At 50.9% G+C, this 22,682-nt stretch carries 20 protein-coding genes, 1 tRNA gene and 1 pseudogene; 14 read left to right on the forward strand and 8 right to left on the reverse strand.

The genetic code is table 11. From position 1 onward, the window contains the following. Nucleotides 1–18: 18 nt before the first annotated feature. Nucleotides 19–3,825: a BamA/TamA family outer membrane protein gene (locus tag ABDW72_RS04850; protein ID WP_347157334.1), complete on the reverse strand. Its 3,807-nt coding sequence runs from the start codon at nt 3,823–3,825 to the stop codon at nt 19–21. A 370-nt stretch (nt 3,826–4,195) separates the two neighbouring features. On the opposite strand from ABDW72_RS04850, the gene ABDW72_RS04855 reads away from it, so the two are divergent. The 3 genes from ABDW72_RS04855 (at nt 4,196) to ABDW72_RS04865 (ending at nt 6,131) form a co-directional block, all read left to right on the forward strand. After that, complete coding sequence (locus ABDW72_RS04855; RefSeq protein WP_347157335.1) at nt 4,196–5,392, forward strand: Pycsar system effector family protein; 1,197 nt, start codon at nt 4,196–4,198, stop codon at nt 5,390–5,392. 74 nt (nt 5,393–5,466) lie between these two features. Continuing rightward, a tRNA-Arg gene (locus ABDW72_RS04860) sits at nt 5,467–5,538 on the forward strand. Nucleotides 5,539–5,789: 251 nt separating this feature from the next. After that, complete coding sequence (locus tag ABDW72_RS04865; protein WP_347157336.1) at nt 5,790–6,131, forward strand: hypothetical protein; 342 nt, start codon at nt 5,790–5,792, stop codon at nt 6,129–6,131. A gap of 110 nt (nt 6,132–6,241) precedes the next feature. Here ABDW72_RS04865 and ABDW72_RS04870 read toward each other — a convergent pair whose 3' ends face one another. Both ABDW72_RS04870 and ABDW72_RS04875 read right to left on the reverse strand, forming a co-directional pair. Further along, nucleotides 6,242–6,655 (reverse strand): hypothetical protein, encoded by a 414-nt coding sequence (locus ABDW72_RS04870; protein ID WP_347157337.1) that lies wholly within the window; start codon nt 6,653–6,655, stop codon nt 6,242–6,244. A gap of 126 nt (nt 6,656–6,781) precedes the next feature. Next, nucleotides 6,782–7,171 carry a T9SS type A sorting domain-containing protein gene (locus tag ABDW72_RS04875; RefSeq protein WP_347157338.1) on the reverse strand — a complete coding sequence of 130 codons (390 nt, stop codon included), beginning with the start codon at nt 7,169–7,171 and terminating at the stop codon, nt 6,782–6,784. Nucleotides 7,172–7,336: 165 nt separating this feature from the next. On the opposite strand from ABDW72_RS04875, the gene ABDW72_RS04880 reads away from it, so the two are divergent. The 4 genes and pseudogenes from ABDW72_RS04880 to ABDW72_RS04895 all read left to right on the forward strand — a co-directional run bounded on the left by ABDW72_RS04880 (nt 7,337) and on the right by ABDW72_RS04895 (nt 10,789). After that, entirely contained in the window at nt 7,337–8,449 is a 1,113-nt protein-coding gene (locus ABDW72_RS04880) for an NAD(P)/FAD-dependent oxidoreductase (protein WP_347157339.1), read from the forward strand. 164 nt (nt 8,450–8,613) lie between these two features. Next, nucleotides 8,614–9,750: pseudogene (locus tag ABDW72_RS04885) on the forward strand (type III polyketide synthase); the annotation flags it as partial. Continuing rightward, on the forward strand, nt 9,731–10,432 hold the full coding sequence (locus tag ABDW72_RS04890; RefSeq protein ID WP_347157340.1) for a methyltransferase domain-containing protein: 702 nt from the start codon (nt 9,731–9,733) through the stop codon (nt 10,430–10,432). The pseudogene ABDW72_RS04885 and the gene ABDW72_RS04890, both read left to right, overlap by 20 nt. Nucleotides 10,433–10,558: 126 nt before the next feature. Next, nucleotides 10,559–10,789 (forward strand): hypothetical protein, encoded by a 231-nt coding sequence (locus ABDW72_RS04895; protein WP_347157341.1) that lies wholly within the window; start codon nt 10,559–10,561, stop codon nt 10,787–10,789. A 119-nt stretch (nt 10,790–10,908) separates the two neighbouring features. Here the strand turns inward: ABDW72_RS04895 and ABDW72_RS04900 are convergent, their stop codons facing one another. After that, nucleotides 10,909–11,811 carry a histone deacetylase family protein gene (locus ABDW72_RS04900; protein ID WP_347157342.1) on the reverse strand — a complete coding sequence of 301 codons (903 nt, stop codon included), beginning with the start codon at nt 11,809–11,811 and terminating at the stop codon, nt 10,909–10,911. Between the two features lie 528 nt (nt 11,812–12,339). On the opposite strand from ABDW72_RS04900, the gene ABDW72_RS04905 reads away from it, so the two are divergent. The 3 genes from ABDW72_RS04905 to ABDW72_RS04915 all read left to right on the forward strand — a co-directional run bounded on the left by ABDW72_RS04905 (nt 12,340) and on the right by ABDW72_RS04915 (nt 14,487). Beyond that, nucleotides 12,340–12,978 carry a porin family protein gene (locus tag ABDW72_RS04905; RefSeq protein ID WP_347157343.1) on the forward strand — a complete coding sequence of 213 codons (639 nt, stop codon included), beginning with the start codon at nt 12,340–12,342 and terminating at the stop codon, nt 12,976–12,978. Between the two features lie 116 nt (nt 12,979–13,094). After that, a complete protein-coding gene (locus ABDW72_RS04910) occupies nt 13,095–13,823 on the forward strand; it encodes a YceI family protein (protein ID WP_347157344.1) in 729 nt (242 codons plus the stop codon). A 115-nt stretch (nt 13,824–13,938) separates the two neighbouring features. After that, a complete protein-coding gene (locus ABDW72_RS04915; protein WP_347157345.1) occupies nt 13,939–14,487 on the forward strand; it encodes a DUF6992 family protein in 549 nt (182 codons plus the stop codon). A 174-nt stretch (nt 14,488–14,661) separates the two neighbouring features. On the opposite strand, the gene ABDW72_RS04920 is transcribed toward ABDW72_RS04915, so the two are convergent. Together ABDW72_RS04920 and ABDW72_RS04925 are read right to left on the reverse strand one after the other, a co-directional pair. Then, nucleotides 14,662–15,219: a type 1 glutamine amidotransferase domain-containing protein gene (locus ABDW72_RS04920; RefSeq protein ID WP_347157346.1), complete on the reverse strand. Its 558-nt coding sequence runs from the start codon at nt 15,217–15,219 to the stop codon at nt 14,662–14,664. A gap of 117 nt (nt 15,220–15,336) precedes the next feature. Beyond that, nucleotides 15,337–15,711 (reverse strand): hypothetical protein, encoded by a 375-nt coding sequence (locus ABDW72_RS04925; protein ID WP_347157347.1) that lies wholly within the window; start codon nt 15,709–15,711, stop codon nt 15,337–15,339. Between the two features lie 288 nt (nt 15,712–15,999). Between ABDW72_RS04925 and ABDW72_RS04930 the strand changes: the two genes are divergently transcribed. From ABDW72_RS04930 to ABDW72_RS04945, 4 genes are all read left to right on the forward strand, one after another. Further along, nucleotides 16,000–16,626, forward strand: coding sequence for a C40 family peptidase (locus ABDW72_RS04930; protein ID WP_347157348.1), 627 nt, complete (start codon nt 16,000–16,002; stop codon nt 16,624–16,626). A 190-nt stretch (nt 16,627–16,816) separates the two neighbouring features. Then, on the forward strand, nt 16,817–17,359 hold the full coding sequence (locus ABDW72_RS04935) for a YkvA family protein (protein ID WP_347157349.1): 543 nt from the start codon (nt 16,817–16,819) through the stop codon (nt 17,357–17,359). A 15-nt stretch (nt 17,360–17,374) separates the two neighbouring features. After that, a complete protein-coding gene (locus ABDW72_RS04940) occupies nt 17,375–17,746 on the forward strand; it encodes a hypothetical protein (RefSeq protein WP_347157350.1) in 372 nt (123 codons plus the stop codon). A gap of 242 nt (nt 17,747–17,988) precedes the next feature. Then, nucleotides 17,989–18,729 (forward strand): M48 family metallopeptidase, encoded by a 741-nt coding sequence (locus tag ABDW72_RS04945; protein WP_347157351.1) that lies wholly within the window; start codon nt 17,989–17,991, stop codon nt 18,727–18,729. A 264-nt stretch (nt 18,730–18,993) separates the two neighbouring features. On the opposite strand, the gene ABDW72_RS04950 is transcribed toward ABDW72_RS04945, so the two are convergent. Continuing rightward, nucleotides 18,994–19,251, reverse strand: a complete 258-nt coding sequence (locus ABDW72_RS04950) for an acyl carrier protein (RefSeq protein WP_347157352.1) — start codon at nt 19,249–19,251, stop codon at nt 18,994–18,996. Between the two features lie 4 nt (nt 19,252–19,255). After that, entirely contained in the window at nt 19,256–22,675 is a 3,420-nt protein-coding gene (locus ABDW72_RS04955; RefSeq protein WP_347157353.1) for an efflux RND transporter permease subunit, read from the reverse strand. Nucleotides 22,676–22,682: the final 7 nt, after the last annotated feature.

Genomic DNA, 22,682 nt, shown 5'->3' on the forward strand with positions numbered 1-22,682 from the left:
TGGCCCCGGCAAGCAAGATTAGAAAAAGAAGCCGAACCTGAGCGCCCACAGGTTTTCGTAATCGCCAACAGCGTAGGTGAGTGAGAGCAGGTTGTTGCCGAGCAGTTCGGTCCAGACGCCGCCACCATAACTGGTGTGCAGGGCAGGGAAAAAGTGCTGGTTACTGTCGTTCTCATTATACACGCGGCCGGCATCATAAAAAGCAAGTATACCAAGCTTAGCCGGCGAAGGATAAAGCTTAAAGTTGAGCAGCGCGATCCGTGCCTCAGCATTGCCGAAAAGGACAGAGCGCCCCGAGAGCTGCGTACGCCGGTAGCCGCGCAGATTATCGGTACCACCCAACGTATTTGCCTGGTAAAAGCGGAAATCGCCTATGTTGTGAGCCGCACCAATGCGGCCGGCCCAGGTGAGTTGAAAGGGAAAGTTTGGCGTAATGTAAAAGCTAAAATCGGAGCTGAGGTTCGTGTAGCGCAGGTGGGCGCCGCCCACTTGGTGGTTGTAGCTGATGCTGTTGTGCCAGCGCATCCCGATGCGCGGGTTTACTTCGTCCTTGTCACCCAGGATGTTCATGTTCAGGAAAGCGGTTGCCCCGAGGTAGTGCTGAACCCCAAAGTGATTTTCGCCGGCAGCATAGGTGTCCTGTGGCAGGTGTCCCGCCAAAGCCTCGTCCAGCAGAAAATTTTCTCCGTCCGGCGTTGCCACCTTAAAGCGGTCGTACGTCGGCCCAAGCCCTGCTTTAAAAAAGGAGGTCACATCTTTGTAGAAGAGAGCACTGAAATTCTGCCGCTGGTAGCGCACCTGGTAATAGGCATCGCTCCTACCCGCTATCAGTGCCGGTTCGTTGGTAATGCCGTAGAAATTGCGCTGATACTGCGGCCCCTGCACCCTGCCATCTGCCAGCATACTCCAGCGCCCCAGCACCTGCCGGAAATCGCCGTTGTAGTGCACGTTGTAGGATTTAGTGCGGAAGGCATAACTTGCCTCCAGCAATTGCTGCGAGGCATAAGGAGCTTTCCGGAAGGCCTGGGTACGGGCCAGCAGTCCCGCCGTGAGCAACAGCCCGTCGTCCACATTATACTCTGCCGCAAAGCGCGGCCCCAGGTAAGGAATCTGGTCATTTGTCCGATCATAGATGTTTACCTCCTCGGCCAGAGTCGTTTCGTCTTTTGTTTCCGGTCCGAAATCAAACTTGTTCCCGGTGCTAATATCGTACACGACCGTATACTTGCCCGGCCCGCGGACGCTGGAGCTGTCCACGATCAGGTCTTCGTCGCCGCCGCCAATAATGCGCACCACAATGCCTTTGGCAACTTTGCCGCGCACGTGAAACTCGTCCTCCCCACCCAGGCCATACAGCCGCAGCTCCTTGGTTTCATCAGTATAAAAAGTACGCCGGTAAAGTGTATCGAGCACCTGTCCTTCTTTCGATAACTTGTATACTGTTAGCCGGGTTTCAGCATCATTCAACCGGTCAATCATAAACCGCTCGTGTTTGTCGCTGCCCGTAACATCGACACTCTTCGCCAGAAATTTATAGTACTTCAGCGCTGCCTGAGGTAGCTTGTCTCGCCTGGATTGCAGCTTTGCCACCAGCTCCGGGCCAGAGATGCGGCGTATGTTTTCGGGCAGCTGCTGCACGGCCTCCTCGATCACAGCATCAGTTATACTATCTTTCATGAGCTGCGCCAGCCGCTCCCAGTCCTGGCGTGTGAGGCTGGACGAGAAAGTTCGGTCCAGGCTGAGCGCATTCAGGTTCAGGCCAACCACATCGGGGTAATCGTAGCCGAAGTTCTGCACATTGCGCACACCCCATTTGCGTGTGGCCAGCCAGGTTAAAAAACCACCTGCTTTAAAAAAAGCCTGGTCACGGTCTTCCGGCACCGGAATGTACAGATTACCCTTTCCGTCCTTCTTCCGTTCCACCCAACGCCACTGCCCTTCATGGCGGTCCCAGTCGCCGAGGAGCATGTCAAGCAGGCGTGCCCGCGCAAATTCCTCTTGCGCTACTTCGTTATCGTTGTCTTCCTTTAGCTCGCTCAGCACTTTGTCGGTGCCCACCAGGTTAGTGGCATAGCCCAGGCTGGCGACATCCTCGTGGTTTTCATCGGCATCTTCCTCCAACAGGGCCAGCGTATTGCCAAACTCGTCCTGGTATTGCCGCAGGTAAGGTGTATCCGGCACATACACCAGCTTCGGATTGGTATGGTATACACCGGCTGCATCGGCCAGCTTCGGCACCACCAGCGCGCCATACGGCTGCTGCGCCGATACCTGGTCCTGCAACAGGCGGTGGGTAGTTTTTTCTGTCAGGTAGCCGGGCAGTGCGGAACGTCGGCTCTTGTTAATACTCCTAAGCGTATACTCCCGGGCATCCGGGTTGCGCAGCTTCAGGGTAACGGTTTCTCTGCCGCCGCCTTTCTGGTAAGGAGTGAGACCGCCGAACGTATGTGCCATATCCAGAAGCGGCACTGTTACGGGCGTGGCCCACTCAGAGCGGTAGTGCGGCCCCAGCAAGGTGCGGCCAAGTGCGCCCGTAGTATAATCTGCATTGGCGGTAACCGTAATGGTGCTGTCGCTGTAGTTGGTATTATCCTCCACCAGCACCTTTTCTTTTGAAGGCTTGCGGGTATAAAGCTGCGTCCTAAAGGTGACTTCTCCTGTACTGCCATCTCCTACGGGTGCCCAGTACTCTGCCCACGCCTCTCCGTTATCATAGTATAGCAGTTGCGTGAAACCCTGCACCCGCTGTGCATACAGGGCGTCTCCTCCGGGTTTTACATACTGGTTCTTACTGCCAGACCCGCTTACGATCAGCGGCACACTGTCCTGCTTAAAATACTCCAGCGCATGTTCGTGGCCTGCCGCATACGTAACATTGTCATACTTCTCAAAAATGTTCAGCAGCCCCTGAATGTAGGCTTGATAACGTGGGTGGGGAATATCTTCGAGGATGCCGCCATACTTGCGGGCAAAGGGATAAATAGAGCCAATGACCGGCAGGGGCAGGTACATCCAGTCGCGCAGCATAGTAAGCGGAAAGAAATGGTCTTTGAGCGTGAAAAACCCGCCATGTGCCCCCCGGCTCTTCAGCGGGTGATGCGCTACGACTATGATGTCACTGCCCTTATTCTTTTCGATGATGTCTTCCAGCTTCACCAGCAGATCGGCTTCGGTAGTGGCGCCGCAGCCGCTGTTGTTGCCATAAGGCCGGTTAAACGGAAACATCCACCACTCTGAGTCTATCGCGATCAGCACCAGGTTATCGCTCAGCCTTACCTCATAGGGGCCGGGGCAGCCATTAGCGGGCACATAGTAATCGTTGCCCACTACAATGTTCTTGTTCGTCAGGTATTCGTTTACATAATTCTGCTCCCGCATCACGGCCTCCAGGCCACCTCGGCCGCTGTGGTTCCAGTCGTGGTTGCCGGGTATCATGTAAGTTTCGCCTGCGTAATCCCGCAGAATATTCAGCTGCTGGTTCATCCGCTCTTCGGATATCTGGCGGTCCATGGCATCAGACTCGGGCAGGCCGTTGTAGTATACATTATCGCCCAGGTAAATGGTGGCGCTCTGCTCCCCGGCTTTGTGCATCATCTGCTGCAGCAGCTTAAGTGTGGGCTCCTGCGGCCCTTCTATGTTTGGCTCCCCGGCATCGCCGATCAGGAAAACAGTGTAAAGCAGCTTGCGCTCCGGCGCTGGTTTCTGCTGCTGCCAATGCGCTACCTGCGGGCTGTAATACGGTTTTGTGTTTACACAGGCGCTCAGGAGCAGTATTAGCAGCACCTGCCACACAAGGTGTTTCGGAAAAGGCTTGAGGATGTGCATCTTTTTATAAAAAGTAAAACGGCTTTTCCTGCTATACCATTGTAGCTGAAAACAACAACTTTGGAACCCGGAAAGTAGGGCCTTATTGCGCAGGAACACCATACATGCTTACGCTGTAGCAGCTCGGGTGCTCCACGGAACCTGCGCCGCCACGATCTGGCAAGGCGACAAGCCGGCTTTGCTAACGAAGGGCGCTGGCGTTTGGTTGTAGCGGCAACACTGCATCTATCGCTCTTATAGTATAGCCCTTTACTAACTAAAAAGTAGCATTTACCGTAACCGCAAAATACCGCATGCCGCGCATGCCACCTTATTACCTGCCGTCAGCACTGCACACGCATAAGAAGAACAGCAGCGTATACTCAGCACTATGGAAGAATCAAAAATTATACAAGAAGCCCGTGAGTATGTTTTGCAGCTGCTAAAGGAGCGGCTCTCGAAAAAACTGGTTTACCATAACCACAGACATACCCAGGAAACAGCGGCAGAAGCACTGAGCCTGGGCCAAAGCAGCCATCTGCCCCCCGACGAACTGCAGGACCTGGTACTAGCAGCATGGTTTCATGACACCGGCTATATCAATACTTACCAGGGGCACGAAGAAGAAAGTCAGCGGCTGGCAACAGAGTGGCTGCAGCAACAAGCATACCCGCAGGAGCGGATAGACCGTATCATGGGCTGCATAGCGGCTACCCAAGCCAACGTGGCTCCGAAAGGCCTGCTACAGGAGCTGATGGTGGATGCGGATATGGCAAACATCGGAAAGCCCATTTTTCCGGCTACAGCCGAGCTGCTGCGGGTTGAGTGGGAGATCTTCCTGGATAAGTTCTTTACTGAACGCGAGTGGGCCAAGTTCCAGATGGACTTTCTATTTTCAACCAGCTTTAACTCCAGCCAGGCGCAGCAGAAGTTTGCTGCACAGTTGGGGCTAAACATACAGAAACAACGCGAACACCTGCGCACCGAGGAAAAGAAAAAGAAGAAAGCGGATAAAAAGCACCGCAAAACGCTGGCTCAACCCAAGCGGGGCATCGAAACCATGTTCCGCAACACCTATAAAACACACCTCGATCTCAGCGGCATTGCCGACAACAAAGCCAACATGATGATCAGCTTGAACGCTATTATTCTATCGGTCATCATTACGTATCTCAGTGCCAAAACCTCTGTGATCGGCACGGACTATACGCACCACCGCTCGCTGATCATACCTGTGGGCACGCTGCTGCTGACCACCCTGGGCTCCGTCATCTTTGCCATCATCTCGGCCCAGCCCGAGATTACCAGTTTCAAGCTCAAGAAAAACCAGCACCGGGTAAATACCAGCAAAGTAAACCTGCTTTTCTTCGGCAACTTCACCAAACTACCCCTGGAGGATTTCCAGAAAGGGATGCACGAGATCATGCGCGATAAAAAGTCGCTGTACAACAACATGATCACCGATATTTATTATTTGGGAGAGGTCCTGAACCGCAAGTATAGAATCCTGCGCGTGTCATACACCATTTTTATGGTTGGGCTGGTGCTTACAGTAGTGGCCTTTGGCATAGCGGTGGCTTTATACTAGCAGGCTGATTATCTGCCAGCGCCGGTACTTGTTTGGCGAGAGGATTTAAGTTAAATTTGCCTGCCGAAAAAGCCGGCCTTGTAGTTCAACGGATAGAATAGAAGTTTCCTAAACTTTAGATCCGCGTTCGATTCGCGGCAAGGCCACCGAGGAGCCCCTATATGCAACGTATAGGGGCTTTTTTTGAGCCTTGGAAACATTTCGGACGCTTGCCACTGCGCCTGTAGTCTCTGGGTTGCCCTGGCTGTTATACTTATACTTTCCAATCACCCGCCTTCTCTGCGCTTTGCCAAAGCACTGTTACCTAATACTTTCGGCGCCTAAATGCATCTTTCCATGTAGAAGGGCAACTTTCTTGCGCCGTCACCATATACATACGACTACACACCCGCTGTTCATGAGAAAGCTCGCCCTACCCCTTGTATTTGCCGCCTTGGTGCTTATCAGTTGTAACCGGAACAAGAATGCCCTGGAGCATGACTCTTCGGAGGCAACTGATGCCAGTGAGGCTGGTGAAGACCCTGTGCCAGCTGATGTGCTGCTCGTAACCAAACCGCTCATTAGCGGCCATCTGTACAGCCGCCCCAGCTTTGAAGGAATGGCGCTGGCGCATTTCGATACGGCCCAACTGATACAGGTACTCGACACTTCAGAGACTATTTTTGTAAAGGCCCGCATCCTGAAAGATACCTCCTCCTTTACCGGCTATGTTTCCAGAGCCATTCTGCCGGAGAAATAAGGCTTGCAAAAGCTTGGCAGCAAGCTCCCTCAAAGGAAAAACCCGCTGCACTAGTGCACAGCGGGTTTTCGTCATCACAAACAATACTAACTTAAAATCTTTCTGGCAGCTTAATGGCTTCCATTACCGCCATACTGCCGGGTACCACGTCGCTGCTGGCGTTCTTGCTGCCGCTGCACAAGGGCTTCATACTGCTGTTGCTGCGCATCAGTCAGCAACGCTTTCACGTCTGCTTCGCGCTGGGTGCGGAGGCTTTTCATCTTCTCTGTCCGCTCCTGCCGGTTCAGGCTGGTGTTAGCACGTAAATCCTGCATAGCCACCATGGATTTTTTCAGGACGTCCTCTAACTTCAAGGTCTGTTCGTCGGTTAGGTTCAGTTGCTTTTTATACTGCTCTACCCTGCGGGCAGTGCGCTCCTGCGGAGAAGTTTGTACTCTCTGGCTGTGCTGCGCCATGGCCCCCAGGCTCAGCAGCAAACCCAGGCTCAGCATAAACAGGCGCGTAACAATGTTCTTTCCTTTCATCTTCTGTTCTTGGTTAAATTAGTTAGCAGTAAGACAGGTTATAAAGCACATGGTTTAATGCAGGGCACAAAAAAATCGTCAGTTCCTGCAGCAGGAACTGACGATTTTCAGGTATAGAACTTATCCTTATTTGATGATTACCCGACGCACTGCGCTAAAATTATCGGCCTCCAGCTTTACATAGTATAGCCCTTTGGCAAGATGGCTTAGGTCGATGGTTTTTGCAAACTGCCCATCGCCTCGCGTTAAGGTTTCATGCAGTATTTCGTTGCCAATTACGTTCATGATCCGTAAGTCTGCAGTATGCGCTTTTAGGTTGGCAACAGATATGGTAAATACTCCTTCGCTGGGGTTCGGGTAAATAGAGATATCCTGGTCTACCCGTTCTACGGTAAGCGTCTTATCGGCTTTTTGATTATCTGTTTGTGTTACCTGCACCACGGCTGGCGTACGCGTCTGTGCGTGTGCCATGAGCACCAGTAAACACATAACGAAAGAAAGTATAGTTCTTTTCATATAAATGAGTCAGTTCAAGTAGATCCTATGCAAAAGTTGTTCCTTTTATCAAACGATTAGCAACATATTTTGTTCTTGCATTATCCCTTATAAATCAGGGGAATTTGACAAAATATCGTGTGCTATTTTGTAATATAACAAGCATGCTTAAACCCTTACGTACAATTGACTGATGTAGCTATAATTGGTGGTGGCCTTGCCGGGCTGATAAGCGCCATAGGCTTGGCGCAACAGGGGCTTGCCGTGGTGCTGGTCGAGAAAAAAGCGTACCCTTTCCACCGGGTATGCGGAGAGTATATTTCCAATGAGGTGCTGCCTTACCTGTGCTCTCTTGGCGCTGACCCTGCCCCGCTGCAACCTGCCGCCATCACCCGCTTTATGCTGACTTCCCCCACGGGCAAGGCACTGCACGCTGACCTGGACCTGGGCGGCTTTGGCCTTAGCCGCTATACCTTAGACCACTACCTGTACCAACTGGCGCAGCAGCACGGGGTGCACTTTATCCTACAGCAGACAGTGCAGGAGGTAGAGTTTGCCGCTGATGTTTTTACTCTTCAGCTGTCGGGGGGGAGCAGCATACAGGCTACTGTGGTGCTGGGAGCCTACGGCAAGCGCGCCAACCTCGACCGGCAGCTTAGCCGCCCCTTCTTTACTGCCCGATCGCCCTACATTGGCATCAAATATCATCTCCGGTACGACATGCCCCGGGACCTGATCGCGCTGCATAATTTTAAAGATGGCTATGCCGGCATCTCTGCCATAGAAGATGATCGCTACTGTTTCTGCTACCTGACTACCCGCCAGAACCTGAAAACGCATGGCAGCATTCCCCGCATGGAGCAGCAGGTGCTGCACCGTAACCCCCATCTGCGCCAAATCTTTGAGGAAGCAGAGTTTCTGTATGAGCAGCCAGAGGTGATCAACGAAGTATCTTTTGCCTCGAAAACCTGTATCGAAAACCACATGCTGATGTGTGGAGATGCCGCAGGAATGATTACTCCGCTTTGTGGCAACGGCATGGCCATGGCCATTCATTCAGGCAAGCTTGCCACGGAACAGGTGCTGCTTTATTTCCGGGAAGGGCACAACCGGCAACTGCTGGAGAAGCGCTACGAACAAGTATGGCGGCAGCAGTTTGAAAACCGACTGCGGGTGGGCCGGGCGGTGCAGCGCCTGTTCGGAAGCCCTATACTTTCAGAAGCGGCAGTGGGTACGCTCCGGTTTCTGCCACCGGCCGTGCGCCTGATCATGCGCCAGACGCATGGCCGGACTTTTTAAGTCCACGAACATTTCTGCCATACCTTTAAAGCAGCTGCTTTCGTAGTTAAGGGCATTCACTGCTGTTGGTTGCCTCTCGTCGGCTCCGCGTCATAACTATCTCTTACAATTCCTGTTCTAAACAGGACCCCTCCTGCTAGTGCAGGCAACAGTGTAACAAGCAACGAAGAACAAACTACATGAAGAGCTACTTATGCGCCATTGGCACCGCCAACCCGCCCCACAAAATACCGCAAATGCAAATCGCAGATTTTATGGCGGAAGCGTTGCAGTTTAACGAACGAGACACCCGCAAATTAAAGGCACTGTACCGCGTGTCTGGCATTGGGCAGCGCTACAGCGTGCTGGAAGATTATACCCGCCAGAATGGAGCGTTTACTTTTTTCCCGAACACGCCCATGCTGGAGCCATTCCCTACTGTGCAGCAGCGCATGGACCTGTATAAACAACATGCCCTGGAATTGTCTGAAACGGCAGTCAGCAATTGTCTGCAAAAAATTTCAGGCACCGGCATAGCGGATCTGACCCACCTGATTACGGTGAGCTGCACCGGCATGTATGCCCCGGGGCTGGATATAGAACTAGTGGAACGGCTCGGGCTAGCCACTACGGTGCAGCGCACAGCTGTAAATTTTATGGGCTGCTATGCCGCCTTCAATGCCATTAAGCTGGCTGATGCCATCTGCAAAGCCGATCCGGCGGCACGGGTAATGCTGGTGTGCACGGAGATCTGCACTATCCATTTTCAGAAGGCTACCGAACAGGACCAGCTGGTGTCTAACGCCCTGTTTGGCGACGGTGCAGCCGCTGTGCTGGTCCAGGGTGAGCCTTGCCAGCAGGTAAGCCTGGAGCTACAGTCATTCCACTGCGACCTGGCACCGGCTGGCAAGCGCGATATGGCCTGGCACATTGGCGACACTGGCTTTGAGATGACACTTTCCTCGTATGTGCCTGACCTCATCAAGAAAGGAATCAAACAACTCACTGACCGGCTGCTGCAAGGGCTGAAAACATCTATTTCTGAAATAAAGCTGTTTGCCATACATCCCGGCGGCCGGCGTATTCTGGAAGTCATCGAGCAGGAACTGGGCATGTCGCGCAACGACAACCGCTTTGCTTACCAGGTGTTGCGGGATTTCGGCAATATGTCGTCGGCCACGGTGCTGTTTGTGCTGAACCAACTGATGGAAGAGCTGACGATAAAAGATAAAGATGAACCGGTATTAAGCTTTGCCTTCGGCCCCGGCCTTACCCTCGAATCAATGTTATTGAAAGTACACTATGCTGGCACATCGAAGTAATGAACCGGAGCTGATGGATGACCTGGCCTATTCGGGCGAGGAAATGCGTAAGACGCTGCAGGAACTGGAGATAATTAACAAGCGGCTGGGCGGCTACAAAGTAGTGCTCGATGCACTGGAAAAGCTGTTGGGCCGGCATGGCAACGGCCCGCTGCACATTGCTGACATTGGCTGCGGTGGTGGCGACACACTGATGCACATGGCGCAATGGGCGCAACGCAAAGGCATAGATGTGCAGCTGACAGGCATTGATGCAAACGACTACATTGTGCAGTATGCCCGGAAGGAATGCAGCGAGTACCCGGCTATTGAAGTAAAGCAGTTTGATGTGTTTTCGGAGGAGTTTGCCCAAGAGCAGTATGACGTAATTGTCTGCAGCCTTTTCTGTCATCACTTCACCGACGCGCAACTTATCCGGATGTTCCGGCAGCTGTACCGCCAGGCGCGGGTGGGGGTGATCATCAACGACCTGCACCGGCACTGGTTTGCCTACTATTCTATTAAGTACATCACGGCTGTGTTTTCCAGGTCCGTTCTGGTCCGCAATGATGCGGCGCTGTCGGTGTGGCGGGCTTTTCGGCGGCAGGAACTGCAGGAGCTGGTACAGCAGGCCGGTGTGAACACGTACAGTCTCCGCTGGATGTGGGCGTTCCGGTGGCAACTGGTGCTGCAGAAACGCTAACCTTTGCCGCACAACCAAGTATAAGGTCTACGGCAGCAGCTACTGGCCAACGGATGCTGCTGCTAACATAGTATGAAACTAGCTGGCAGGTAGCGTGCTTCCGCCACCTATTCTCCCCTACTGCTTATGACCACGAAAGTAAAATTATGGGCGATGGCTATTCTATCGCTTGTGCTGTCGGTGCTGCTGGTATCGATCTTTGTAAAAGTGCTGAAAGCTGTTCTGTTTGCGGTGCTGGTACTGGCACTGGCTCCTGTTATTTACCTGGTGCTGCGCTTGTTGCTATCCAGGTTAACTAAAAGCTCCCGGCATACGCTGCGGAACCAACAACGCATTGACACAGACGAAAGGCTGTAGTGTTGCTTTGATAAAAGCACGTTCAGCAAAAGGCAAAACTAACGTATAACAGCTGGTGCCGCACAACCTGGCTTTTATACTTGCTACTGCTTTCCGCTCTTACATTCTAAGCTTATCCCCTAAAACCAGAGTTGCTGCGCCAGCCGGAAGGTATTGGCGTGCGCCTCCACAATGTGCGCAATCTGCCTGGAGTAGCCGCCACCCATACTTACGGCTATCGGCAATCCCTGCCGGCGGCATAGCTCCAGCACCAAGCGGTCGCGGGTTTTGCATCCGGCAATCGTCATGCCCAGTTTGCCCAGTTTATCCGTTGCCAGCACATCCACACCCGACTGAAAAAAGACGAATTCCGGCTGCACCTCCTCCAAAAGGCGCGGCAGTGTTTCCTGAAGTATACGCAGGTAGGTTTTGTCATCGGTACCCTCCGCCAGCGGAATGTCCAGGTCTGAGTGCTCTTTGTGGAAAGGGTAATTATGGCCGCAGTGCATGCTGAACGTAAACACGCGCGGCTCCTCCGCAAAAATTTGCGCGGTGCCGTTGCCTTGGTGCACATCCAGGTCTACCACCAGTATTTTGCTGAAGCCTTTGTAACGGAGCAGGTAATTGGCAGCGATCGCAATGTCGTTGAGCAGGCAAAACCCTTCTCCTCTGTTAGAAAACGCATGATGTGTGCCGCCTGCTATGTTCATCCCAATGCCATAAGTTAAAGCAAACAGAGCTGCTTGCAGCGTACCGTTCATGATCACGAGCTCGCGTTGCACCAGCTGTTCGGACAATGGAAAACCGGTTTTGCGTATTTCCGCCGGCGTAAGCTGCAAGTCGCGGAGGCGCTGCCAGTAAGCAGCCTCATGTGTATCCAGTATCAGTTGCTCCGGCAGCGGCTCCGGTACAAAGAGGTTGTCGGGGGTAATGGTGCCCTCATATAACAACTGCTCCGGTAGCAAGTCGTACTTGGCCATTGGGAAGCGGTGATTCTCGGGCAGGCTGTGGGCGAAGATCTCAGACCAGGCAATTTTTAACATAGCACAAAACTAACAAAAGCAGGGCCTCACTAGTTTACGGCTGTGCCTCTACATGAGAAAATAAGAACGGACTGCCACAGAAACGGTGCAAAAACTAATGCCTTTAGCAGCCTGTTTTAGCAAAGTGGATAAGTAAAAACCGGTGCCTCCTGCTGCATAATTTTGAACCCTTGGCGTGTGGATAAATGTGGATAACTTTGTTTATTACCTATACTTATCCACCAATTGCTGTTAGCTCCCTGTTAAGAATGACGCTTCTTCTTAACAATTTCATATTATCACCCCATAAATTTGAAGAATTTTAGCATTTTGACCTCTATGCTGTCTAACGGCTTTTTCGCTCCTGTGGGAGTACGATTATACAGCATTCTAGCGCCACTGCCATTAATTCTAGACAGAATCGCCGTTGGTCAGAATAGCGAATACATACTTTGCTGCAACATTTTGTACATCAGCTCTAGTATAACAAAAATGAGAAAAACTATTATCCGGCTGTTTTACAAACAGCGGTCAACTTAATCCTGCCTTATGAGAAAGTTATACTTGTTTTTCATCCTGGTACTTTATGCGGGCACCTGCTTAGGACAGGAGGATGATATTACCGGCCCTTCCACCATCCAACGCAATCATAACCTACTTAGTGGCCTGGATGCGCCAAATGCCGGCATTGGTGTAAAAGCAGGCTTGAATATGGCCAACATTTATGGCAGCGACAAAGACCTGTTTGGCAAAGTGAGCCCCTACACCAGCTTTCATGCAGGCGTTTTCGCGCAGTTTGCGCTGAGTAATTTCTTTTCGCTACAGCCGGAGGTGCTATATTCGCGGCAGGGCTTTGAGCAGGCAGATTCCGTTTTCCGCCAGGACTACATCACCATACCGTTGCTGGCCGTATTCCAGATCACCCGCCATGTTAGCTTACACCTGGGGCCGCAACTCGCCATGATGGTTTCGGCGGAAGAAGATGGCAAAGAGGTGGACCTGAAGACCTATAACACCTCTAATCTGGGCGGCGCAGCAGGCCTGGAGGCGCGCTTTAGCCGCTTTAGAGTGGGCGTGCGCTATAACCTGTTGTTTGATGACTTACACAAACAAGACGATAGAGGGCGCCCGCTCAGCGAAGACATCAAGAATGATGTGTGGCAGGTATACGTGGGCATTGGATTCTGATCGTCAAAGCTCGTTTGCTTGGCAAAACAGACGTTACCATATCATTTTTGCCGTTGCAGCGTATCTGATTTACAAACTTTGTCCTCAATCAGTACGTCACATCAAAAGCTTATACCATGCACCATCGTTCATGGCAGTTCTTTTATCATGTTAGCGCCAGCCTGCTTTTGCTGTTCGCCGTCACCTCCTGCGACACAACCGTTAAAACAGATGAAGCGATAGTAGGCGACGCCATCACCACAAAAGAACCTGTTCCCGATCCTTCCCATACCTTTGTAGTAGATACCGCCAAAAGCGACGTCACCTGGATAGGAGCTAAAATGACGGGCCGCCACAACGGCATTTTTAAAGTAGCAGAAGGCGAATTATACATGCACGAGGGGTTGATCACCGGCGGGCGTATGGTGCTGGACGTCGCGGCCATGCACTCTGAAGACAAAGCCATAGACGCCAAAAATAATGAGAAGTTAACTAACCACCTGCGCTCTGCTGACTTCTTTGACGTAGCGCGTTACCCTACTGCCGTATTCGAGCTAACCGGTATGGCCCCGTTTGATAGCACTGGTAAATCCCCGCAGGCCACCCAGAAGTATAGCGAGTATCGCATCAAAAATCCTACGCACCGCATCACGGGCAACCTGACCATTAAAGACCAGACAAAAAGCATTTCTTTCCCGGCCAAGGTAACGCTGCAGGATGGCACGCTGCAGGCCATAGCCAACTTTAACATAGACCGCACCAAATGGGGCCTGGTGTATCGCTCCGACAATTCGCTGGGTGATAAAACCATCTACCCGGAGGTAAATATCGGGCTCCATATTGTGGCTCATCAGCAAACGCCCTAAGTTCAGCAGCCTTTTATTTTACGCCCGACAGTGCCTTGCTGAACAGGCGTATGCTGCTGGCAGGTATGCGAAACACCTCCTGAATGCGTTCCTTCATAAATCAAAGCAACACTTTATGAGAAAATACCTTTGCCTGTTTTCCTTGCTCTTATGGGGCTTTGCTGCCAACGCACAAAGCCGTACCCTTGCCACTTTTAACCTGTGGCAGATGCAGACGGTACAGCTCGGGATGCTGGTTTTAGGCGGATGGGCCATTTTTAACATTGTCCTGGGCAGCTTCAAACTCACAAAGGCCACACGCAGCAAAAAGTTTTTTTTCCAAATGAACCTCTACTGGAACATTGTCAATTTGTGCATTGCGGCAGTTGTGCTCTACAGCTTGTTTTCTGGTAATGCAGCCAACCCCACGCTGGCACAAAGCCTAAGCCAGCACGAGTGGTATAAGAAAGCTTTATACTTGAATATAGGACTGGATATTGCCTACATGTTTCTGGGAAGCTACCTGAAAGAACGCGCGCGCAATTCTGCTAAAACAGAGCAACTGCTGGGCTGGGGCCAAGCCATTTTGCTGCAAGCCTGGTTCCTATTCCTCCTGGACCTAGTGCTGGTTGTACTGCTGGAGCTCCGGGCAGGCCAGTTGCTACACCTGATTCCGGCAGGCTAAGAGCACGCACTGCGCCAGGTTTATACTTCTGCAACGCTGTCTAATACCTGCATATTGATAAACGGAAGCGAAAGGATAACGTGTGCAGCACCGCAGTAATGGCGCATACTTTTATACATAGCAAAGGCCACCCGGTGTGTACCAGGTGGCCTTTGCTATGTATAAAGAACAATGTTATCTGTTGTGCTTACCTTCGGCAAATTCTTCAATCATTTTCTTGTTAAAGGCCGGTATATCGTCCGGCTTACGGCTGGTCACAAGGCCATTATCCGTCACCACTTCCTCGTCTACCCACTCGGCACCGGCATTTCTCAGGTCTGTTTGCAGGGTGGGGTAGCTCGTCATTTTCTTGCCTTTTACCTTCCCTGTTTCGATCAGCGTCCAGGGACCATGGCAGATCGCAGCCACAGGCTTGCCTGCTTCCATAAACTTGTTCACAAAACTCACGGCGTCTTTGTTAATGCGCAAGTGGTCGGGGTTCATCACACCGCCTGGCAGCAACAGGCCGTTGTAATCTTCTGCTTTTACGTCTTTTAGCTTCTTATCTATTTTAAAGCTATCACCCCAGTCAGTATGGTTCCAGGCTTTTATCTCGTCATTTTTATTGGGAGAAATGATGTGCGCCTCGGCTCCGGCCTCTTTCAGGGCTTTCATCGGTTCCGTTAGCTCTACTTGCTCAAATCCTTCTTCTACTAATACGGCAATTTTCTTACCTTCTAATTTATTCGGCATGTTCGTTTGTTTTGATAGTTATACATCTGTTACTATACTATAACAACGCTTAAGGAGCCGTATTGTTAAAACAATTGCCAGATAACCTGCTGCAAAGGAAAGCCAGCCTGCTGTTCGCTACTCTTTTTTGCTATCAACGGGTAGCGGTAAACCCGACGGATCGATAGTGCTGGCAGCCTTGCTAGCCGGGTCCAGGTGCTGCCGGTGCTTCATGCCAGCCAGCCGCGCTTCTACCTCATACTTGTTGTGGTAGTAGCCCACCCGCTTCGACTCCTGCAGGTATAGCCACAGAAAACGGAAAAAACCATGCTCCTGAAACTGGCGGATATGGCACAACTCGTGCGCCAGCCAACCTTCATCTTTCAGAAACACGTCGCGGCTTACGCCACTCAGATGGATCTGCCGGCCCAGCACCATGGCAACGTTCTTACTTTTAAGCACCATGCGTGCAATTCGGGCAAAAAAGGATCGTTCTACAATTTTATATTCCATCGCTTGATTTACTGAAATTGTACTTTTTGTTATACCTAAAAGCAATTGTGTGGCCCTTTTACCTGCCTATACCACTGTAAAGCAGCCAGATACTTGACAAACCCAGCATCAACAAGAAAAACATTTTGCTTGGCGCTTTAACTTATTGCACTTATCTTTGCCCGCCGCTATCGCATGGCAATACCATGCTTTAAGTAGCACAGCAACCAAATGCTATTTGGCCACTGCTGTAAAGTATAAGGTGAAACTGTTAGTCCGCTTGGGCGGGCTACTAACATGCCAAACCCGATGACGAAAAACATTATCCTGAGCGTGCTTGCGGCCCTATCGCTTGCACTGTCTTACTTTTACGAAATTACGCCTGCAAGGTCGGCCACGCCCGAACAAGCAGCTTCAATGCCGGTTGTTATCACGCCTGCCGCCATCAACTCGCCCGAAGATATGGTGAAGGCAATGGAGCTAAAACCACCGGCACCAGCAGCACCCAAAGCTGCAGTAGCAGAGGGCTTCTATTCCAGGCGGCTCGGCCTCCGCTTCCAAACCGATAAGAACAAGCACCTGATCGAGACGGTAACCAAATGGCTGGGCACACCCTACCGCTACGGCAGCAGCAGCAGAAAAGGCACCGACTGCTCCGGCTTTGTCTCCAGAATTTACCGTGATGTATACGGCATAGACCTGAGCCGGAGTTCCCGCTCCATGTTTCAGGATGTACGCCATGTAAAACGCAGCAAAATGCGCACAGGCGATCTGGTTTTTTTCCGCAGGAGCCCTAAGGAGCCTATCTTTCATGTAGGCATCTACCTGAAGAATAACAAGTTCGTGCACTCGGCCAGTAATGGAGGTGTGCGTGTCAGTTCATTGGACGAATCTTTTTACCGGACTAACTTTTACGCAGCCGGCCGCGTGATGTAGCCTTACGTTCTATATTAAAACAGAAAGCCCTGCAGGAATAAACTGCAGGGCTTTCTGTTTTAAAAAGCACAACAATTTTACTAGCGGCAAGTATAGGAAGGTTACTGTTTGTTTGCGAAAATTGCACCACGGCAAGCGGCCGGCCCTGCAGATGAACTAAACACAACCTGTATAAGCACGTACATAAACAATGGAGAATCAAAGACCAGATGGCAAAAATATTGCCCAGAGCCCGTTATTTAAGAGCATTCTGCTAAAAGCTGAAAAGTACCTGAAGCATCCGTCAAAATTGGCTTCGCTATTGAATGAAGCGTTCAAAAAAGCTACTGCCAAAAAGAGCGTGGGCACGTTGGCTGCCGAAGCCTGGGAAAACCTGCAGGTTCTGTCGCGTATGATAAAGGCAGCTACATCCGGCGAGTATAAAGGCATTCCAACCACCACAGTAGTAGGCGGTATTGCCGTAATCATCTACTTTATTATGCCGATCGATCTTATTCCGGATGTGATCCCTGTAATAGGCCTGCTGGACGATGCCAGCCTGCTGGCCTGGTTTATGGCCAGCATTAAAGCGGAGCTCGACAAGTACAAAGAGTGGGAGCAATCGCAGCCTGTAAGGGAGCCGGAGCAAATTCAGGAAAGTAATAACCGGCACAATGCGGACCCTTCTTTCGGCACGCCCAAGTATAGCGACACGACAGAGGGAACCGTAGAAATTGAAACAAATACTAAATAATTAAACCGATAAACTATGGAAGCAGATAAAGATAAAAAAGCATGGGAAAAGACAGCACAGGACGCAGCAGGTGATTTAAAGACCGGCCGTATTCCTGACAAGCATACCGATGCGCAATACCGTGAACTGCGGGATGAAAACCGCAACGACCCAAATCCTGTGAAAGGAGAACCGGAAGGCAAAGACCAGCAGCAGGACAAAAAAGATCAATCAAAACAGAACGGACCAGATAAGCCACACTCAGCCCCCGGCAATGCCGCTGGCACCAAAGAGGATGGCGCAGCGCCCAGCACTGACAAAACGACGGTGCGGGCGGCAACAACCGACAGCAGCCGGATGCCAAAGAACAGCAACGACGAAGGACCAACTGGCGGCAACGTACGCTAATACCTTTAAAACTTTACCCTTAAAAGGCCTGGTACATTCTACCAGGCCTTTTATTTTGCACTTATTTTAGTCTGTCGCCAGTAAAGCACCTCTATGGAAAGAAAGTCACAATCAGGATATAGCACAATTTAAATACATTAATTTAGCGAATTTCAAATAAAAAGCACTGATAGCTATAGTTTTGTAAGGAAATTATTTTCTATATTTGGCAGGTCAGATTTGTATTATAACTTTTTGCCAGAGTGTATACATCATTTTTACGATTAACGTCCGTCAATCTACATATTGATGGGATAGGAAAGGTACTGATCGAGCGCAGTGAGAAAGCTAAGCGCCTCACTATTAGCGTTCGCCCGCTCAAGGGAGTACGCGTGGCTGTGCCGCCACACATCAGTTTTGAGAAAGCTGAGCAGCTCATTTATACCAAAGCTGATTGGATAAAAGAGCACCAGGCGCGCATGCAACAGCATGAGGAAAAGGTTACCGTGTACGATAACTCTACAGAGTTTAAGACGAAACACCACGCCCTCCGCTTGCTGACACATGCGCAGTATGGGATGCGTTGCGTGATTCAGAACGGCTACATCGATGTGTTTTACCCGGCTCATAAAAAAGCAGGCGACGCGGATGTGCAGAAGTTTATTCGCAAGTCTATTGAGGAGGCTTATCGAAAAGAGGCCAAGCAGCACCTGCCGCAACGGGTAGATTATTTTGCCGATAAGTTCGGGTTTAAGTATGGCAATGTGTTTATTAAAAACGCAAAAAGCCGCTGGGGCAGTTGCTCCCATACCAACAACATCAACCTGAACCTGCACCTGATGCGCCTGCCCGATGCCCTCTGCGATTATGTGATCCTACATGAGCTGGCGCATACGGTGGAGAAAAACCATGGCCCGCATTTCTGGGACCTGCTCGATAAAATTTCCGGTGACGCCAGAGGTTTGGACAAGAAACTGAAAGCGTATCGTATTTCCATTTACTAAGCCTGTTGCTATAGCTCAACTTTACTATTTTAGTTAATTTCTGCATTGCTATACCTGGGTGCGCCGCCTATGCTGCCACGCATGTCACGGCTATACTTGCCGCTGGGTTGCCACCGCTATCCCGCTACACCCTTTTTGCATATACCTGCACCTTCGTGTATTTCGGGCGCATCTGGTAAAAACGTATTGTTCCTCAAAAGAACTTAAAACAGAGCGGGCGGGAAGTTTCCTCCCCGCCCGCTCTGTTCTGTGTACACCTTATTCTCAATTGGCTCTGCGGATGGTATGCGTCGCCACAAAATTGAGGAGGTCTCCCACCGTATCTATCGGAACTTCATCCGGAATGGTGATGTGAAAGTTCTTCTCCAGCTCAAGAATAATATCCACTAAATCCACAGTGTCGAAACCAAAATCCTGAAATAAGTGCTTATGCGCTTTCAGACGGTAGGATTTTATTTCTTTGGTTTTGCTGATGATGCGGATAACCTCCTTCTCAATAGCCTGGTTTGTAGTCGTAAGCATAGGTTTAAAGGGTATATTCTCTAACTTTTTTCTCTACAGGTATAAACTCATCATCATAAGCCGCTATCTCGTCCGCGCTCTTGCGCTTGCCAAACAGCTTATACTTCAGTTTTTCGTTGAGCAGGTACATTACCGGCACAATCAATAAGGTAATAATGGTCGCAAATCCCAGGCCAAAAATAATTGTCCAGGCCAGTGGGCCCCAGAATGTGGCACTGCTACCACCCATAAAGAAATGAGGCTCAAAGGCAGTGAACAAAGTATAAAAATTCAGGTTGATGCCTAGCGCCAGCGGAATAAGGCCGAGCGTAGTAGAAGCAGCTGTCAGCAATACCGGGTTCAGGCGCGTTTTGCCGGCCTCCACAATTGCCTCTTTCAGTTCTTTGCCTTCGGCCAGCAAGATGTCCGTAAATTCTACAATCAGGATACCATTCTTCACCACAATGCCGGCCAGTGCCACAATGCCCACGCCCGTCATTACAATGGAAGCATCCATCTGAAAGATAGAGAAACCCAGCAGCACCCCAGAGATACTGAACAGCACTTCTGAAAGTATAATAAATGGCTTTGAAAGCGAGTTAAACTGCGTTACCAGAATCAGGAAGATAATGCAGAAGGCCGCCACCAATGCCAGCAACAAAAACTGGCCGGTTTCCTGCTGTTCCTCCTGCTGCCCGCCCATTTTCACTTCAAAGCCCTCCGGCGTCTGGAAGTTTTGCAGCGATTTTTCGATCTGCTGCACTACTTCGTTGGCATTATAGCCAGCCAGCACGTTGGACTCCAGGGTAACCATGCGCTTCAGGTTTTTACGCTTGATGCCGCCGTAGGAAGTAGTATAGTCAATGTTGGCCACGGACGAGAGCGGAATCTGGCGTACCTGGCCACTGTTCATGTCGCGATACGTAATGCGCATGTCCAGCAGGGCATCGATGTTGTTGCGGTAAGGCTCGGCATAGCGCACCTGTATCGGGTACTCGTCTTCATCACGCTTAAACTTAGAGGCCTCATAGCCAAAAATAGCTGTCCGGATTTCCTGCCCGATCTGGCCGGTGCTGATGCCTTCACGGTTAGCACGCTCCCGGTTGATATTGATGGTGATATCCGGTTTACTATCTTCCAGGTCTGAGCGCAACTCCTCAATGCCACCAATGTTCTGCTGGTCGATGTACTGCTCCACCTGCTTCGACAGGGCCACAAGGGTTGGGAAGTCCTCCCCGGAGATCTCGATGCTGATTGGTTTGCCTACGGGCGGCCCGTTCTGCTCCTTATCTACCGTAATATTAGTGCCGGGTATACCCTTTACTGCATCCCGTATCTCGCTCAGGTATTCGCTGCTTGATTTAGGACCCACCCGGTCCATGAACTCCACAAAAGCTACCGTAACTTTCCCTTTATGCGACTGCGGCGTTGCACTGCGTTCATTCTGGTCGCCGGCGCCAATGGCCACGTTAGAGATCACAGACTCCACATCCGGGTTGTTTGCACCTATCACTTTGTAGATGCGCCGCTCCACCAGTTTGGTCACCGAGTCTGTTACTACCTGGTCGGTGCCAACGGGCATGTTGATATAGGTATACACAAAGTTTGGATCCGAATCGGGGAAGAACACCACCTTGGGCGGTCGTACTGCTGTCAGGAACAGCGAGAAGATCAGCACCCCGAAAATGCCTACAAAAACCAGGATAGGCCGCTTGCCTACCAGCATCCAGCGCAGCAAACGCTCATAGCCGTTCATAAAGCGAGGCAGCACCTTGTTCTGGAATTTGTTGATCAGGCCCGTAAGCACATACTTGTTTAACGCTACCAGCACTACGCACAGCAGCAAAATATTTGCTGTACCGTACCATCCTGCTATGTAGCAAATGGCGGCCACTGCCAAGGTCAGCAGGTTGATGATAAGCACGTTTCTGCGGGCCTTACCTGAGATCTCCCTGCCATCTTCCTTCTTCATGAAAGACACAGCAAATACAGGGTTGATGATAAAGGCTACCAGCAGCGACGAAAGCAGCGTAATGATAAGCGTGATAGGCAGGTATTGCATGAACTTGCCAACTATACCCGGCCAGAAGAGCAGCGGAAAGAAAGGCGCAATGGTGGTCAGGGTGCCTGCCAGCACCGGCACAAACACTTCTCCTGCCGCTACTTTCGCGGATTTCACAATCTCATGGTTTCCCTGATGGAAGATGCGGTGGGTGTTTTCAATTACCACAATGGCATCGTCCACCACTATACCCAGCGCCAACAAAAAGGCAAAGAGCACAATCATATTCAGCGAGATCCCCAGAAAAGAGAAGGTCACAAAGGCCAGAAACATAGATATTGGCACCGACAACCCCACAAAGATCGCGTTGGTGGTGCCCATAAAGAACATCAGGATAACTGTTACCAGCACAAAACCGATGATGATGGTGTTGATCAGGTCATCTAAAGTATGGCGCGTCATTGTGGACTGGTCACCCGTAATCGTGATCTTCAGATCGTTTGGCAGCACCGTTCCCTGCATCTCCGCTATGGCCGCATTGATCTTGTCAGTCGCTTCGATCAGGTTCTCGCCGCTGCGCTTGATCACGTTGAGGGTGATCACCGGTTTATGGTCCAGGCGCGCGTAGCTTTCCTGTTCCTCAAAACCTTCTTTCACTTCGGCAATATCTTTGAGTTTGATGTTGGCACCAGCTACTGACCGGACCACAATATCGCCTATCCGGTTCGGGTCCGTATACTGCCCTACTACCCGCACAGAGCGTTTCATCTCTCCCACCGTTACGTTGCCTCCTGAAATGGTCATGTTTTCCGAAGCAATGGCCCGCTCAATGTCGCTGAAAGTTACCTTAGAGGCCTGCATTTTATACAGGTCCACATTCACCTGTATTTCCTTGTCCAGGGCACCCACCATGTCTACGCGCGTAATCTCAGGCTCCGCTTCAATGCGGTCCTGCAGTTCTTCGGCATACTTCTTCAGTTGGTCCAGGCTGTAACTGCCCGACACGTTCACGTACATGATCGGAAACTCCGAAAAGTTAATCTCCTGTACATTGGGCTCCTGGTCCATGTCGGTCGGCAGGTCAGGGCGGGCTTTATCCACGGCATCTTTCACCTGCTGTTTAGCCTCGGTCACTTCCACATCCGTGTTAAACTCAACGGTGATCATGGAGAAGTCCTGCACCGAGTTAGAGGTTACTTTTTTAACGCCTGAAATAGCTTTGATCTCCTTCTCCAGCGGGCGCGTCACCAGGTTCTCCATATCGGAAGGCGAGGTGCCGGGATACACCGTACCGACAAATATTGTCGGGATCACGATGTCCGGAAAGTTCTCTTTCTGCAGCGTTACATAAGAGAATACTCCTGCCAGCGTCAGTATCACCGTAATGATGTAAATGCTGGTTTTATTGTTGATGGACCAACTGGTTGGTTGAAACTGTTTCATAGTTTTA

The sequence above is a fragment of the Pontibacter chitinilyticus genome, assembly GCF_039748935.1.
GTDB classification, from domain to species: domain Bacteria; phylum Bacteroidota; class Bacteroidia; order Cytophagales; family Hymenobacteraceae; genus Pontibacter; species Pontibacter chitinilyticus.

Bases quoted from the DNA above. Each gene is read 5' to 3' on its own strand.
- ABDW72_RS04875 (WP_347157338.1), bottom strand. From the start codon at position 7,171: ATGAAAAGAACTATACTTTCTTTCGTTATGTGTTTACTGGTGCTCATG.
- ABDW72_RS04930 (WP_347157348.1), top strand. From the start codon at position 16,000: ATGACGAAAAACATTATCCTGAGCGTGCTTGCGGCCCTATCGCTTGCA.
- ABDW72_RS04865 (WP_347157336.1), top strand. From the start codon at position 5,790: ATGAGAAAGCTCGCCCTACCCCTTGTATTTGCCGCCTTGGTGCTTATC.
- ABDW72_RS04915 (WP_347157345.1), top strand. From the start codon at position 13,939: ATGAGAAAATACCTTTGCCTGTTTTCCTTGCTCTTATGGGGCTTTGCT.
- ABDW72_RS04925 (WP_347157347.1), bottom strand. From the start codon at position 15,711: ATGGAATATAAAATTGTAGAACGATCCTTTTTTGCCCGAATTGCACGC.
- ABDW72_RS04850 (WP_347157334.1), bottom strand. From the start codon at position 3,825: ATGCACATCCTCAAGCCTTTTCCGAAACACCTTGTGTGGCAGGTGCTG.
- ABDW72_RS04935 (WP_347157349.1), top strand. From the start codon at position 16,817: ATGGAGAATCAAAGACCAGATGGCAAAAATATTGCCCAGAGCCCGTTA.
- ABDW72_RS04900 (WP_347157342.1), bottom strand. From the start codon at position 11,811: ATGTTAAAAATTGCCTGGTCTGAGATCTTCGCCCACAGCCTGCCCGAG.
- ABDW72_RS04910 (WP_347157344.1), top strand. From the start codon at position 13,095: ATGCACCATCGTTCATGGCAGTTCTTTTATCATGTTAGCGCCAGCCTG.
- ABDW72_RS04940 (WP_347157350.1), top strand. From the start codon at position 17,375: ATGGAAGCAGATAAAGATAAAAAAGCATGGGAAAAGACAGCACAGGAC.
- ABDW72_RS04955 (WP_347157353.1), bottom strand. From the start codon at position 22,675: ATGAAACAGTTTCAACCAACCAGTTGGTCCATCAACAATAAAACCAGC.
- ABDW72_RS04890 (WP_347157340.1), top strand. From the start codon at position 9,731: ATGCTGGCACATCGAAGTAATGAACCGGAGCTGATGGATGACCTGGCC.
- ABDW72_RS04950 (WP_347157352.1), bottom strand. From the start codon at position 19,251: ATGCTTACGACTACAAACCAGGCTATTGAGAAGGAGGTTATCCGCATC.
- ABDW72_RS04905 (WP_347157343.1), top strand. From the start codon at position 12,340: ATGAGAAAGTTATACTTGTTTTTCATCCTGGTACTTTATGCGGGCACC.
- ABDW72_RS04895 (WP_347157341.1), top strand. From the start codon at position 10,559: ATGACCACGAAAGTAAAATTATGGGCGATGGCTATTCTATCGCTTGTG.
- ABDW72_RS04920 (WP_347157346.1), bottom strand. From the start codon at position 15,219: ATGCCGAATAAATTAGAAGGTAAGAAAATTGCCGTATTAGTAGAAGAA.
- ABDW72_RS04855 (WP_347157335.1), top strand. From the start codon at position 4,196: ATGGAAGAATCAAAAATTATACAAGAAGCCCGTGAGTATGTTTTGCAG.
- ABDW72_RS04870 (WP_347157337.1), bottom strand. From the start codon at position 6,655: ATGAAAGGAAAGAACATTGTTACGCGCCTGTTTATGCTGAGCCTGGGT.